This window comes from Streptosporangium sp. NPDC003464, from assembly GCF_053588315.1.
Genome location: NZ_JBSFPS010000283.1, coordinates 1 through 12,931, shown reverse-complemented (window position 1 = coordinate 12,931; position 12,931 = coordinate 1). Strand labels below are relative to the sequence as shown.

9 protein-coding genes are annotated in these 12,931 nt (G+C 71.6%); 8 read left to right on the top strand and 1 reads right to left on the bottom strand.

Annotated features, from left to right (window positions below; all coding sequences use genetic code 11):
* Positions 1-514 precede the first annotated feature (514 nt).
* From ACWDS7_RS40235 to ACWDS7_RS40210, 6 genes are read left to right on the top strand one after another with little or no spacing between them, the layout of a single operon-like run.
* The gene (locus ACWDS7_RS40235; protein ID WP_451933549.1) at positions 515-1,027 is read left to right on the top strand and encodes a MauE/DoxX family redox-associated membrane protein; all 513 of its coding nucleotides are present in this window, start codon (positions 515-517) and stop codon (positions 1,025-1,027) included.
* Positions 1,027-1,791 carry a DsbA family protein gene (locus ACWDS7_RS40230; RefSeq protein WP_451933548.1) on the top strand — a complete coding sequence of 255 codons (765 nt, stop codon included), beginning with the start codon at positions 1,027-1,029 and terminating at the stop codon, positions 1,789-1,791. The genes ACWDS7_RS40235 and ACWDS7_RS40230 overlap by 1 nt, the downstream gene beginning before the upstream one ends.
* 26 nt (positions 1,792-1,817) lie before the next feature.
* On the top strand, positions 1,818-2,969 hold the full coding sequence (gene lgt, locus ACWDS7_RS40225) for a prolipoprotein diacylglyceryl transferase (protein WP_451933547.1): 1,152 nt from the start codon (positions 1,818-1,820) through the stop codon (positions 2,967-2,969).
* The gene (locus ACWDS7_RS40220; RefSeq protein WP_451933546.1) at positions 2,966-3,685 is read left to right on the top strand and encodes a VIT1/CCC1 transporter family protein; all 720 of its coding nucleotides are present in this window, start codon (positions 2,966-2,968) and stop codon (positions 3,683-3,685) included. Before lgt ends, ACWDS7_RS40220 begins: the two co-directional genes overlap by 4 nt.
* Positions 3,682-4,491, top strand: coding sequence for a hypothetical protein (locus tag ACWDS7_RS40215; RefSeq protein ID WP_451933545.1), 810 nt, complete (start codon positions 3,682-3,684; stop codon positions 4,489-4,491). Before ACWDS7_RS40220 ends, ACWDS7_RS40215 begins: the two co-directional genes overlap by 4 nt.
* 49 nt (positions 4,492-4,540) lie before the next feature.
* Positions 4,541-5,161 (top strand): hypothetical protein, encoded by a 621-nt coding sequence (locus ACWDS7_RS40210; RefSeq protein ID WP_451933544.1) that lies wholly within the window; start codon positions 4,541-4,543, stop codon positions 5,159-5,161.
* Here the strand turns inward: ACWDS7_RS40210 and ACWDS7_RS40205 are convergent.
* Positions 5,127-6,677, bottom strand: coding sequence for a bis-aminopropyl spermidine synthase family protein (locus ACWDS7_RS40205; protein ID WP_451933543.1), 1,551 nt, complete (start codon positions 6,675-6,677; stop codon positions 5,127-5,129). The genes ACWDS7_RS40210 and ACWDS7_RS40205 overlap by 35 nt on opposite strands.
* A 201-nt stretch (positions 6,678-6,878) precedes the next feature.
* Here ACWDS7_RS40205 and gltB point away from each other — a divergent pair, with 201 nt between their 5' ends.
* Together gltB and ACWDS7_RS40195 are read left to right on the top strand one after the other, a co-directional pair.
* Positions 6,879-11,384: a glutamate synthase large subunit gene (gltB, locus tag ACWDS7_RS40200; RefSeq protein WP_451933542.1), complete on the top strand. Its 4,506-nt coding sequence runs from the start codon at positions 6,879-6,881 to the stop codon at positions 11,382-11,384.
* A 77-nt stretch (positions 11,385-11,461) separates the two neighbouring features.
* On the top strand, positions 11,462-12,931 hold a 1,470-nt coding region (locus ACWDS7_RS40195), incomplete at its 3' end, for a glutamate synthase subunit beta (protein WP_451933541.1).

Sequence of the window (12,931 nt, the reverse complement as noted above, 5' to 3'; positions counted from 1 at the left end):
GAGGCCCGATGGGAACAGAATGGGAACACCGCGTAAACGATCACGCCTCACGCCGCCGCGCCCCGGGCCCCTGCACCACGGCCGTCCTGCCGGACGGCCGCGCTCCTGTCTCCGGCCGCGCTCCTGTCTCCGGCCCGTGTGCGCGGCCTCCCGCTCCACGGCCGCGACGCGCGGACCCCGCTCGCGGGCCCAGGAGGGTCATCCGGGGGACGGACGCCACCGTGCGCAATGATGGAGAGGCCGTCCGGCGCGATCGGAGCCCGGCTTCACCGTAGGATATCTGCCTGCGCCAGGCCGCCACCTGCGCGTTTCTGGTGTGGCAGTTCTGCGGTTCTCTGCCCGGTAGTTGATTTATTCGACGCTTATCTGGCTCGTGATGGGGTTTCTCCCAGATGGTGCCTTTCCAATGAGATCGGCCGTAACCGGGGGCCCGGAATAGGAGACGATGGTGCTCGTGACTTCTGACAAGCCCGTGCTTCCGCGGTCGCACTCGGCGAGTTGGGCGCTACCCTGGGTGACGACTGTCTCGCGGCTGGTGCTGGCGGGTGTGCTGGTCTACGCCGGTTGGGGGAAGATCGGCGCGCCGGTGCTGTCCGTGCAGGCGGTCAGAGCATACGAACTGCTTCCGGACTCACTCGCCACGGTGATCGGCTACGGCCTGCCCATCGTGGAGATCGTCGTAGGGGTGTTGCTGATTGTCGGGCTGCTCACCCGCGTGGCGGGCATCATCTCCGCGCTGCTCATGCTGGCGTTCGTCATCGGCATCGCCTCGGCGTGGGCGCGCGGGCTGCGGATCGACTGCGGCTGCTTCGGCGGTGGCGGCCAGCTCAAGGCCGGCGTGGAGCCCGAATACCTCGTCGACATCTTGCGGGACTTCGGTCTCTTCGTGCTCGGCGTGGTCATCGCCTGGCTGCCGCCGGGACGGTTCGCACTGGACTCGGCGCTGGGCCTGACCTCGGCGCGGAAGCCGTATGACGACGACATCGAGGGCGACGACGAGAAGCCCTATGAAAAGGAGAACCACTGATGGGCAAGGCCGCGCGGGATCAGTCGGCGCGTGACCGGATCAAGGCGCAGCGCGAGGAGCAGCAGAAGAAAGAGCGGCTCAAGCGCATCGCGACGATCACGACCGTGGCGGTCGTCGCGCTCGCCGCCGTCGGGTCCGGCTGGTGGTTCGCCGCCCAGGGCAGCAAGTCCGAGGAGCTCACCGGGGCGCTGGCGCCCATCACCCCCGCCGCCGACGGCTCCATGGTGATGGCCAAGGCGGGCGTGGAGAAGCCGGTGCTGGACGTCTACGAGGACTTCCAGTGCCCCGCCTGCAAGGCGCTGGAGGAGACCAGCAGCGCCACGATCAAGAACCTGGCGGCCGAGGGCAAGGTCAAGGTGGTCTACCACTCGATCACCATCTTCCCCCAGGAGATGAACAGCGGCGTCACCCGCGGCAACTCCCTCCGCGCCGGCGCGGCGGCCCGTTGCATCCCCGGCGGCGTCCCGTGGATCAAGTTCCACGACACGCTGTTCAAGGAGCAGCCGTCGGAGACCGTCGAGGGCTTCAAGCTCGACGACCTGGTCAACTGGGGCAAGGACGCCGGCGTCACCGACCCCGGCTTCGCCAAGTGCGTGACCGGCCAGGAGAAGGCGGCCACCCAGGCCGACTACAGCGCCAAGGTCCTGGAGAGCGCCAAGCTCCAGGGCACCCCGACGCTGAAGCTCAACGGCGTCGAGCTGGCCAACGACGTGGCGTTCAAGCCGGGCGATCTGCGCAATGCGATCCTTGATGCGGCCAAGTAGGCCGTGACACGGTAACGTCACCTGACATGCCCCTCGCCTCGATTCCCAGCCCCTCCCAGGGGGTCTGGCATCTGTTCGGCGTGGTCCCCATCCGGGCCTACGCACTGTGCATCGTGCTCGGCGTCATCGTCGCCGTCGCCCTCGGTGAGCGCCGCTGGCGCGCCCGCGGCGGCGCGCCCGGCACGATCGTGGACCTCGCCGTCTGGGCTGTGCCGTTCGGTCTGGTCGGTGGGCGTCTCTACCACGTCATCACCGACTGGCAGCTCTACTTCGGGCCGGACGCGCCCAACGAGCCGATCGAGGCGCTGTTCATCTGGAACGGCGGCCTGGGCATCTGGGGGGCCGTCGCCCTGGGCGCGCTGGGCGTGTGGTTCGGCTGTCGCGGCCGCGGGATCTCCCTGTCCGCGGTGGCCGACACCGTCGCCCCCGGCATCGCGCTCGCCCAGGCCATTGGCCGCTGGGGCAACTACTTCAACCAGGAGCTGTTCGGTGGCCCCACCGACCTGCCCTGGGGCCTGGAGATCGACCCCGACCGGCCGGGCACGGTGCCGGGCGAGTCGACCTACCACCCCACGTTCCTGTACGAGTCGATCTGGGACCTGGGCCTGGCCCTCGTCCTGATCTGGATCGGCGGCAGGTTCGCGCTCCGTCACGGCCGCGTGTTCGCCCTCTACGTCGCCGGCTACACCGTGGGCCGGTTCTGGATCGAGGGCATGCGGGTGGACACCGCCCACCACATCCTCGGCCTGCGGCTCAACCAGTGGACCTCCATCGTCCTGTTCGTCGCGGCGGTGGCGTATTTCTGGTATGCCGGGCGGAAGACCGGTGAGGAGTCCGTCGGCCTGACGCAGGAGGCCGCGCCGGAGGGCGCGGAGGCCGTCGACCCGGCGCACCCGTCCGACCAGGCCGACGGGGCCGCGGAGTCCGGTGACGGCGCGGAGAGGGTGGCCGCGGACAATGAGGGGGAGACCGGTGACGCCGGGAAGGACGGCGGGTCCGCCGGCCTGACGCGGGGGGCCGCGCCGGAGGGCGCGGAGGCCGTCGACCCGGCGCACCCGTCCGACCAGGCGGACCAGGAAGAGAAGGCCGGCGAGGCCGGCGGGACAGACGCCTCCGGGACCTCCGGCGAGGGGGTCGCGGTGCGGGCCGTGTCCGAGGGAGAGACAGGCAGATCATGAGCGCAGGCGAGTCCGGGGGACGCGCCGAGATCCATCACGCACACCGTGACGTCAACGGCGGCTGGCTGCGGCCCTCGGTGTTCGGCGCGATGGACGGCCTCGTCTCCAACTTCGCCCTGATCGCGGGTGTGGCGGGCGGCACGGCCAGCACCAAGGTCATCGTGCTGGCCGGGGTGGCCGGGCTGGCGGCGGGCGCGTTCTCCATGGCCGGGGGCGAATACGTCTCGGTGGCCAGCCAGCGGGAGCTCGCCCTCGCCGAGATCGACGTCGAGCGGCGCGAGCTGCAACGCCACCCCGAGGCCGAACAGCAGGAGCTCGCCCAGCTCTACGAGTCACGCGGCGTCGAGCCCGCGCTGGCGGCCGAGGTGGCCAGGCAGATCTCCCGCAACCCGGACAAGGCGCTGGAGGTGCACGCCCTGGTCGAGCTGGGGGTCACCCCGGACGACCTGCCCTCGCCCAAGACCGCCGCCGTCTCCTCGTTCCTGTCCTTCTCCGTGGGCGCGATCCTGCCGCTCCTGCCGTACCTGCTGGGGGTCACCAGTCTGGTGAGCTCGGCGGTGATCTCCTGCCTGGCGCTGTTCGGCGCGGGTGCGCTGGTCTCCCGGGTCACCGCGCGCAGCTGGTGGTACAGCGGGCTGCGCCAGCTCGTCGTCGGCGTGGTCGCGGCCGGCCTGACCTTCGCCCTCGGCAATCTCCTGGGAGGGAGCGGACTGTGACGACCCCCCCTGCCCGCAAGCGCCGCCGCGCTCCGGCGAAGGCGCAGACCAGGAGCGCGCCTCCGGCGGAGGAGCGGAGGCTGAGCCGGGGCCAGCAGCGGCTGTTGGTGGCCGTCGCCTCGGTGGCCGGGGTGCTGGCCGCCGCGGTCGTCCTCGCCTTCGTGATCGACTCGATGGGCAACGACTTCTCGCCGGAGCGGGCCACCGCCGCGGCCATCTCCACCCAGCCCCGGCCCGACGCCTACAAGGGCTGGGTCTCCCCGAAGCTGTTCGCGCCGATCGCGCAGAGCAAGGCCGACACCGCCCCGCTGACCCTGAAGGACGTCTTCGCCGAGAAGGTCCTCAAGGAGGGCAGGACCACGCTCAGGCTGGCGGCCACCAAACTCGACACCGACTGCTCGGCGGCGGTCTGGGGGCAGGGGCTGGCCGGCCGGCTCACCGAGGCCGGGTGCACCCAGGCCGTCCGGGGCCTGTACGCCACCGCCGACGGTCGCCACGTCGCCCAATACACCCTGCTGAACCTCCGTGACGCCGCCGCGGCCGACGCGCTCGTCCAGTCGCTGACGACCATGCACCGGGGCGGCTGGCCTCATCCGCTGGAGTCGGCCAGGGTGCGCTTCCCGGCCGGCGGTTACACCGAGGCCAGCGGCCACGCCATGGGCCACTACGTGGGCCTGGTCTGGATCGGTCGCGCCGACGGTGCCGAGCCGGGCGCCAAGGACGACTTCATCTCCCTGTCCCTGGCGGTCCGGGGTGCGGAGAAGGCCGTCTTCCGCCGTGTCGTCGCGGCCGCTCCCGCCCCTTAGACCTGCTTAGACCTGCGCCACCTGTCCGGTCGCAGTAGGCTCATCGGTCATGCGCAAGTGGATCGCCGTCGCCGCCGTGCTGCTCGCCGTCGCCGCGGGGGCGGCGTTCCTGTGGCTGGGCGGCGGCGCCGACGCCCCGCGCCCGGCCACCTTCCGGGGCGAGCCGACCACGGCGCACTACGCGCCGATCGCCACCCGCGCGGCCGACCCCGACCCGCTGACCGTCGCCGAGATGTTCCCCGCCGGGCCGGTGAGCGCGGGCGGGACCACGCTCACCGTCAAGGGGACCGAGGCGCTCACCGACTGCGTCCCGGCGGTGTGGGGGAGCGCCGAGGCCGCGGTCGCCGGATGCAGCCAGGCGCTGCGCGCCCACTACGCGACCCCGGACGGCCGGATCTCCGGGCAGTTCGCCGTCTTCAACCTGGCCGACTCCACCGCGGCCGACAGGCTCGTGGCGGCCCTGAAGGACGGCGGGTTCGTACGGCCCGCCCCCGGCACCCCGGCCGGCTTCGACGGCTCCCGGAGCTGGGCCCAGGCCCGGGCCCTGGGCCACTACGTCACGGTGAGCTGGGTCGCCCCGGTGGGCGGCACGGGCCGGGTGGACCTCACCTATCCGCAGGTCGCGATGGACGGCCTCAGTCTGGTGATCCAGCGGCGTCTGGTGCGGTGAGGGAGGCCGCCACCGCGGCGGGGAGTTGCTGGAGGCGGCAGGCCGGCAGTTCGAGGACGGTGACGTCGTCGGCCCAGGGGGCCAGGCGGCCGACGATCGCCCTGGCCTGCTTCTTGGTCAGCCCGTCACGGGCCTTGATGAGGGCCTCGCGCCAGGTGTTGGCGAGTTTGCCGTGGGCGTTGTCCAGGACGCGGCGCAGGATCCGCCCCTCGGCCGTGGCGGGGGGCGGCAGCCGTACGGCGTGGACGGTCCGGCCCTCGACGGTCAGTCCGTAGACCGCCGAGAGCAGCTCGGTGGGCAGGTCCTTCGGCGGTCCGGCCAGGGTGACCTGGACGTGCTGGGCGCGGGTGGCCAGCAGCAGCCGGGGGAGCGCCGCCTCCAGCCCGGCGGGCACGGCTATCGCCACCCTCGCGGGGTCGCTGGCGTAGGGCTTGGCGAGCCAGGTCGCCAGCCGGGCCCGGGGCGCCTTGGCGAGCAGGTCCTTCGGCCACTCGCCCACGAGCACCTCGGGGGCCGGGCCGGCGGCGGCCGGCGCGGGGGCGGGGGCGGGGGCCGACTCGATCGACTGGGGGCCGTGCGTGTAGATGGCGGCGCCGAAGCCGTCGACGCGGGCGGCCACGGCGGGCCAGGTCTTGGTGGTGGGGCGCAGGATGTACAGGTCGGCGGCGGAGCCGATGGCCTCGGCGCCGAAATAGCGATTGAAGTCGGGATAGATGGCCTCGTTGACGAGGTTGAGCTGGGACAGGGCGTGCTGCACCTTCAGCGCCAGCGCCGGGGTGCGCTCGCTCGCGCCGTAGGCCAGCAGGATCCGGCCCCGCTCGCGGTCGCGCAGCCCCTCCACGGCGCGGGAGACGAACAGGCCGATGCCCTCGGGGGTGTAGGGCGGGTCGGTGACGGCCAGGTCGGCCCACGACTGCGCGGAGGCGGGCAGGCCCAGACGCAGGTCGGCCCAGCGGGTCCGCACGGCGAGGCCGAGCCGGTCGGCCTGCTCCGAGATGTAGGCGAGGATGCGCTCGTCGATGTCCACCACGGTCACCTCGACGCCCGGGTGCAGCATCGCGGTGGCCAGCGAGGTCAGGTCGTGGTCGCCCACGCACAGCAGCCGGGCCCCCTCCAGCCAGAACCGGGCGTCCAGCAGCAGCGCCCGCCGGACCACGGTGTCGGCGGTGGCGGCCACGTGGTCCAGCGCCTGGCGGCCGCGGGGCGCCTTGGCGATGAGCTCCTCCATCCGCGCGACCAGGCCGGCGTGCCCGGGCAGCAGGTGGGCCACCGGGTCGGCCGGCGCGAGGCCGCCGCCCGTCAGGCCGATCAGCGGCTCGCGGAGCCGGAAACGCTCGCCGGAGCGCTCCAGTTCGACCTCGCGCAGCAGGGCCTCGACGGTCCGCCGCGACGTCGCGCTCTCCCGGACCAGATCCGCCAGTGTCCACCAGCGGCCGTCGCCCAGGAGCGTCAGCACCGTCCGCAGCCGCCTGCCGTCCACACCCGCCTGCGCGATGAGCGCCGCAATCGCTTCCATGGGGCAACCCTAGAGCCCTCACCTGGAATGTTCTGCCGTGCCGCCATGTTGAACGAAGCGGTCAAACCGGCACTAAATGGTTGTGATATGGGTCGGGTAGGCAGGTTTCCGGCAGGGTACGGTAATGTCTACACACCACGCAGCAGGGCCAACGTCGTCCCTTTGCTTGTTCCACAGAAGCGAGACGACGGGAGGGATTCAATGCCTGCTGCCCACCTCGGCTTTCCCGAGCCCCAGGGCCTGTACCACCCCTCGCACGAGCACGACGCCTGTGGCGTCGCCATGGTCGCGGACGTGGCCGGGCGCCGAAGCCACGGCATCGTCGCGAAGGCTCTGACGGCGCTGTGCAATCTCGATCATCGGGGGGCCCAGGGTAGCGAACCGGACACCGGCGACGGAGCCGGCATCCTGACGCAGATCCCCGACACCTTCTTCCGCGCGGTGACGGACTTCCCGCTCCCCGCGGCCGGCTCCTACGCCGCCGGCATGGCCTTCCTGCCCAGTGACTCCGAGGCCCGCGAGACCGGCGTGCGGATGATCGAGGAGATCGCGGCGGAGGAGGGCCTGACGGTCCTCGGCTGGCGCGACGTGCCGACCGACTCCGCGCTGCCCGGGCCGAGCGCCCGCGCCGTGATGCCGTTCTTCCGGCAGCTGTTCGTGGCCTCCCCCGGCGGGGAGAGCGGGCTGGAGCTGGACCGGCTGGCCTTCTGCCTGCGCAAGCGGGCCGAGCACGAGGTGGACGTCTACTTCCCCTCGCTGAGCGCCCGGACGATCGTCTACAAGGGCATGCTCACCCCCTCGCAGGTCGAGCCGTTCTTCCCCGACCTGAGCGACGAGCGCTACGAGACCGCGATCTCGCTGGTCCACTCGCGCTTCTCCACCAACACCTTCCCGTCGTGGCCGCTGGCGCACCCCTACCGCTACGTCGCCCACAACGGTGAGATCAACACCGTCAAGGGCAACCGCAACTGGATGCGGGCCCGCGAGGCCATGCTGGAGACCGCCGCCATCCCGGGCGAGCTGTCGCGGCTGTTCCCGATCTGCGACCCCGACGGCTCCGACACCGCCTCCTTCGACGAGACGCTGGAGCTGCTCCACCTCACCGGGCGCAAGCTGCCGCACGCGGTGCTGATGATGATCCCCGAGGCGTGGGAGAGCCACACCGAGATGGACCCCGCGCGGCGGGCCTTCTACGAGTTCCACTCCACCCTCATGGAGGCCTGGGACGGCCCGGCCTCGATCACCTTCTCCGACGGCACCCTGGTCGGCGCGGTCCTCGACCGCAACGGCCTGCGCCCCGGACGGTTCTGGGTCACCGCCGACGGCCTGGTCGTGCTGGCCTCCGAGGCCGGCGTGCTCGACATCGCGCCGGGGGACGTGGTCCGCAAGGGCCGCCTGCAGCCCGGCAAGATGTTCCTGATCGACACCGCGCTCGGCAAGATCATCGAGGATGACGAGATCAAGGCGGAGCTCGCCGCCGAGCTGCCCTACGACGAGTGGCTGCACGCCGGTCTGGTCCGCTTCGAGGAGCTGCCCGCCCGTTCCCGCGAGATCCCGACCCACGAGGCGCTGATCAAGCGGCAGCAGACCTTCGGCTACACCGAGGAAGAGCTGCGGATCATCCTGTCGCCGATGGCCAGGGTGGGGGCCGAGCCGATCGGCTCGATGGGCACCGACACCCCGGTCGCGGTGCTCAGCGAGAAGCCCCGGCTGCTGTTCGACTACTTCAGCCAGCTCTTCGCCCAGGTCACCAACCCGCCGCTGGACGCCATCCGCGAGGAGCTCGTCACCTCCCTGGCCAGCACGCTCGGCCCCGAGGGCAACCTGCTCGACCCGGGCCCGGCCTCCTGCCGCCAGCTCGTCCTGCCCTACCCGGTGATCGACAACGACGAGCTCGCGAAGATCATCCACATCAACGACGAGGGCGCGCTGCCGGGCTTCCACCCGCGCGTCGTCTCCGGCCTGTACGAGGTCGCCGGCGGCGGCGAGGCACTGCTGCGCCGCCTCGAGGAGATCCGCTCCGAGGTCTCGGCGGCGATCGAGGGCGGGGCGCGGATCATCGTGCTGTCGGACCGGGGCTCCTCCGACGCCCTGGCGCCGATCCCGTCGCTGATGCTCACCGGCGCGGTCCACCACCACCTGATCGCCGAGAAGACCCGTACCCGGGTCGGCCTGGTCATCGAGACCGGCGAGGCCCGCGAGGCCCACCACATGGCGCTGCTCATCGGCTACGGCGCGGGCGCGGTCAACCCCTACCTCGCCATCGAGACCGTCGAGGACATGGTCGGCTCCGGCGTCCTGGCCATCGACAGGCACAAGGCCGTGCGCAACCTCATCAAGGCCTACGGCAAGGGCGTGCTGAAGGTCATGTCCAAGATGGGCGTGTCCACCGTCGCCTCCTACACCGGCGCCCAGATCTTCGAGGCGCTCGGCCTGGGCAAGGACGTCATCGACGCCTGCTTCGCCGGGACGACCTCGCGCCTGGGCGGCGTCGGCTTCGACGTCCTGGCCCAGGAGGTCGCGCTCCGCCACCGCCGGGCCTACCCGCGGGCCGAGAACGCCCACCGCCGTCTGGAGGTCGGCGGGGAGTACCAGTGGCGCCGCGAGGGCGAGCCGCACCTGTTCAACCCCGAGACGGTCTTCAAGCTGCAGCACGCCACCCGCTCGCGCCGCTACGAGATCTTCAAGGAGTACACCGGCCTGGTGGACTCCCAGGCCGAGAAGCTGATGACGCTGCGCGGCCTGTTCAAGTTCAGGGACGGCGTCCGCGAGCCGGTCCCGATCGACGAGGTCGAGCCGGTCTCCGAGATCGTCAAGCGCTTCTCCACCGGTGCGATGTCCTACGGCTCCATCTCGATGGAGGCGCACGAGACCCTCGCCATCGCGATGAACCGGCTGGGCGGCAAGTCCAACACCGGCGAGGGCGGCGAGGACCCCGAGCGGCTCTACGACCCGGCCCGCCGCTCGGCCATCAAGCAGGTGGCCTCCGGCCGCTTCGGCGTGACGTCGGAGTATCTGGTCAACGCCGACGACCTGCAGATCAAGATGGCCCAGGGCGCCAAGCCCGGCGAGGGCGGCCAGCTGCCCGGCCACAAGGTCTACCCGTGGATCGCCAAGACCCGGCACTCCACCCCGGGCGTCGGCCTCATCTCGCCGCCGCCGCACCACGACATCTACTCCATCGAGGACCTCGCCCAGCTCATCCACGACCTGAAGAACTCCAACCCGGCCGCCCGCGTGCACGTCAAGCTCGTGGCCGAGGTAGGCGTCGGCACGGTCGCGGCGGGCGTGTCCAAGGCACACGCGGACGTCGTGCTCATCTCCGGTCACGACGGAGGCACCGGCGCGTCCCCGCTGACCTCGCTCAAGCACGCGGGTGCCCCCTGGGAGCTGGGCCTGGCCGAGACACAGCAGACGCTGCTGCTCAACGGCCTGCGCGACCGGATCGTCGTGCAGGTGGACGGCCAGCTCAAGACCGGCCGCGACGTGGTCGTCGCCGCGCTGCTCGGCGCCGAGGAGTACGGCTTCGCCACCGCCCCGCTGGTCGTCTCCGGCTGCGTGATGATGCGCGTGTGCCACCTGGACACCTGCCCGGTCGGCGTCGCCACCCAGAACCCCGAGCTGCGCAAGCGCTTCAGCGGCAGGCCCGAGTTCGTGGTCAACTTCTTCGAGTTCATCGCCGAGGAGATCCGTGAGCACCTCGCCGCGCTGGGCTTCCGCAGCCTCGACGAGGCCATCGGCCACGCCGAGCTGCTGGACACCACCTCGGCCGAGCACCACTGGAAGGCGGCGGGCCTGGACCTGGCGCCGATCCTGCACCAGCCGGAGCTGCCCGCGGGCACCGCGCTCCGCCGTACGCAGGAGCAGGACCACGGCCTGGACAAGGCCCTGGACCACACGCTGATCCAGCTCGCCGAGGGGGCGCTGGCCAACGGCCGGCGGGTCACCCTGGAGCTGCCCATCCGCAACGTCAACCGCACGGTCGGCACCATGCTCGGCCACGAGGTGACCAAGCGGTACGGCGGGGCCGGGCTCCCCGACGACACCATCGAGGTCCGCTTCACCGGCTCGGCCGGCAACTCCTTCGGCGCCTTCGTGCCCCGGGGCGTCACGCTGCGGCTGACCGGTGACGCCAACGACTACCTCGGCAAGGGCCTGTCGGGCGGCCGGATCACACTCCAGCCGCACGACGAGGCCCCGCTTGAGGGGCACATCATCGCCGGCAACGTCGGCCTGTACGGCGCGACCTCCGGCGAGGTGTTCGTCCGCGGCGTGATGGGGGAGCGGTTCTGCGTCCGCAACTCCGGCGCCACCGCGGTCGTCGAGGGCGTCGGCGACCACGGCTGCGAGTACATGACGGGCGGCAAGGTCGTCGTCCTCGGCCCGACCGGCCGCAACTTCGCGGCGGGCATGTCCGGCGGCGTCGCCTACCTGCTCGACCTCAACGCCGACCGGGTCAACCGCGAGATGGTGGAGATCGAGGCGCTGGACGAGGCCGACTCCGACATGCTGCGGGAGGTCGTCGAGGCGCACCTGACCGAGACCGGTTCCACGGTGGCCAAGGCGCTCCTCACCGACTGGGACCCGGCCCGGTTCAGCAAGATCATGCCGACGGACTACAAGCGGGTCCTCCGGGCCGCCGAGGCCGCGCGCCTCGAAGGCCGCGACATCGACGAGGCGGTCATGGCCGCCGCGGTTCAGGGATGACGCCGATGCCGACACATACCGAAGTGGTCATGACCGGCCGCGCTCACGAGACTGTTCAGGGATAAGGGGGCATACCGATGGCTGACCCGAAGGGTTTCCTCACGCACGGGCGCGAGCTGCCGGCGCGCCGCCCGGTGGACGTGCGCATCCGCGACTGGCGGGAGGTCTACCAGGACTTCCCCCGGCCCGCGCTGACCAAGCAGGCCGCACGCTGCATGGACTGCGGCATCCCGTTCTGCCACAACGGCTGCCCGCTGGGCAACCTCATCCCCGAGTGGAACGACCTGGTCTACCGCGACGACTGGCAGGAGGCCATCGAGCGCCTGCACGCCACCAACAACTTCCCGGAGTTCACCGGCCGCCTGTGCCCGGCTCCGTGCGAGGCGGCGTGCGTGCTCGGCATCAACTCCGACCCGGTCGCGATCAAGCGGGTCGAGGTCGAGATCATCGACCGTGCCTTCGACGAGGGCTGGGTCACCCCCCAGCCGCCGAGTTCGAAGACCGGCAAGCGGGTCGCGGTCGTCGGCTCGGGCCCCGCGGGCCTGGCCGCCGCCCAGCAGCTCACCAGGGCCGGGCACGACGTGGTGGTGTTCGAGCGCGCCGACCGGATCGGCGGGCTGCTCCGCTACGGCATCCCCGAGTTCAAGATGGAGAAGCGGCACATCGACCGCAGGCTCGCGCAGATGCGGGCCGAGGGCACCGAGTTCCGCACCGGCGTCGACGTCGGCGTCGACATCACCGCGGCCCAGCTGCGGGAGGAGTTCGACGCGGTCGTCCTGGCGGGCGGCGCGACCCAGTGGCGCGACCTGGCGGTCGCCGGACGCGACCTGAAGGGCGTCCACCAGGCGATGGAGTATCTCCCCCCGGCCAACAAGGTCCAGGAGGGCGACTACCCGGTCTCGCCGATCAGTGCCGAGGGCAAGCACGTCGTCGTGATCGGCGGCGGTGACACCGGCGCCGACTGCATCGGCACCGCGATCCGGCAGGGGGCCGCCTCGGTCACCCAGCTGGAGATCATGCCCCAGCCTCCGGCCGAGCGTCCGGGCAGCCAGCCGTGGCCCACGTTCCCCATCCTGTTCAAGATGGAGAGCGCCCACGAGGAGCTGGCCGAGGGCGGCGGCGACCGGGTCTACGCGGTCTCCACCACCGAGTTCGTCGGCGACGCCGACGGCAACGTCCGGGCGCTGCGCCTGGTCGAGGTCGAGGGCCCGGCGGCCGGTTTCAGGCCGGTCCCCGGCACCGAGCGGGAGATCCCGGCGGAGCTGGTCACGCTGTCGATGGGCTTCGTCGGCCCGGAGAAGGGCGGTCTGCTGGAGGAGCTGGCCGGGGTCGCCTCCGGCGAGTTCTTCGACGCGCGCGGCAACGTCGCGCGGGACAAGGGCTACATGTCCTCGGTGGACGGCGTGTTCGTGGCCGGCGACATGGGCCGCGGCCAGTCGCTGATCGTCTGGGCGATGACATGTTCGAATCTGCCACATGAGTCAGACGTGGGGATCACTGCCCCACCTGCCACAACTGTTGCCGCTCCGTTGTTCATAGCGTCACCC

Excerpts from the sequence above, each read along its gene's own strand:
- ACWDS7_RS40205 (WP_451933543.1), bottom strand. The coding sequence starts at position 6,677 with ATGGAAGCGATTGCGGCGCTCATCGCGCAGGCGGGTGTGGACGGCAGG.
- ACWDS7_RS40220 (WP_451933546.1), top strand. The coding sequence starts at position 2,966 with ATGAGCGCAGGCGAGTCCGGGGGACGCGCCGAGATCCATCACGCACAC.
- gltB (WP_451933542.1), top strand. The coding sequence starts at position 6,879 with ATGCCTGCTGCCCACCTCGGCTTTCCCGAGCCCCAGGGCCTGTACCAC.
- ACWDS7_RS40230 (WP_451933548.1), top strand. The coding sequence starts at position 1,027 with ATGGGCAAGGCCGCGCGGGATCAGTCGGCGCGTGACCGGATCAAGGCG.
- ACWDS7_RS40210 (WP_451933544.1), top strand. The coding sequence starts at position 4,541 with ATGCGCAAGTGGATCGCCGTCGCCGCCGTGCTGCTCGCCGTCGCCGCG.
- lgt (WP_451933547.1), top strand. The coding sequence starts at position 1,818 with ATGCCCCTCGCCTCGATTCCCAGCCCCTCCCAGGGGGTCTGGCATCTG.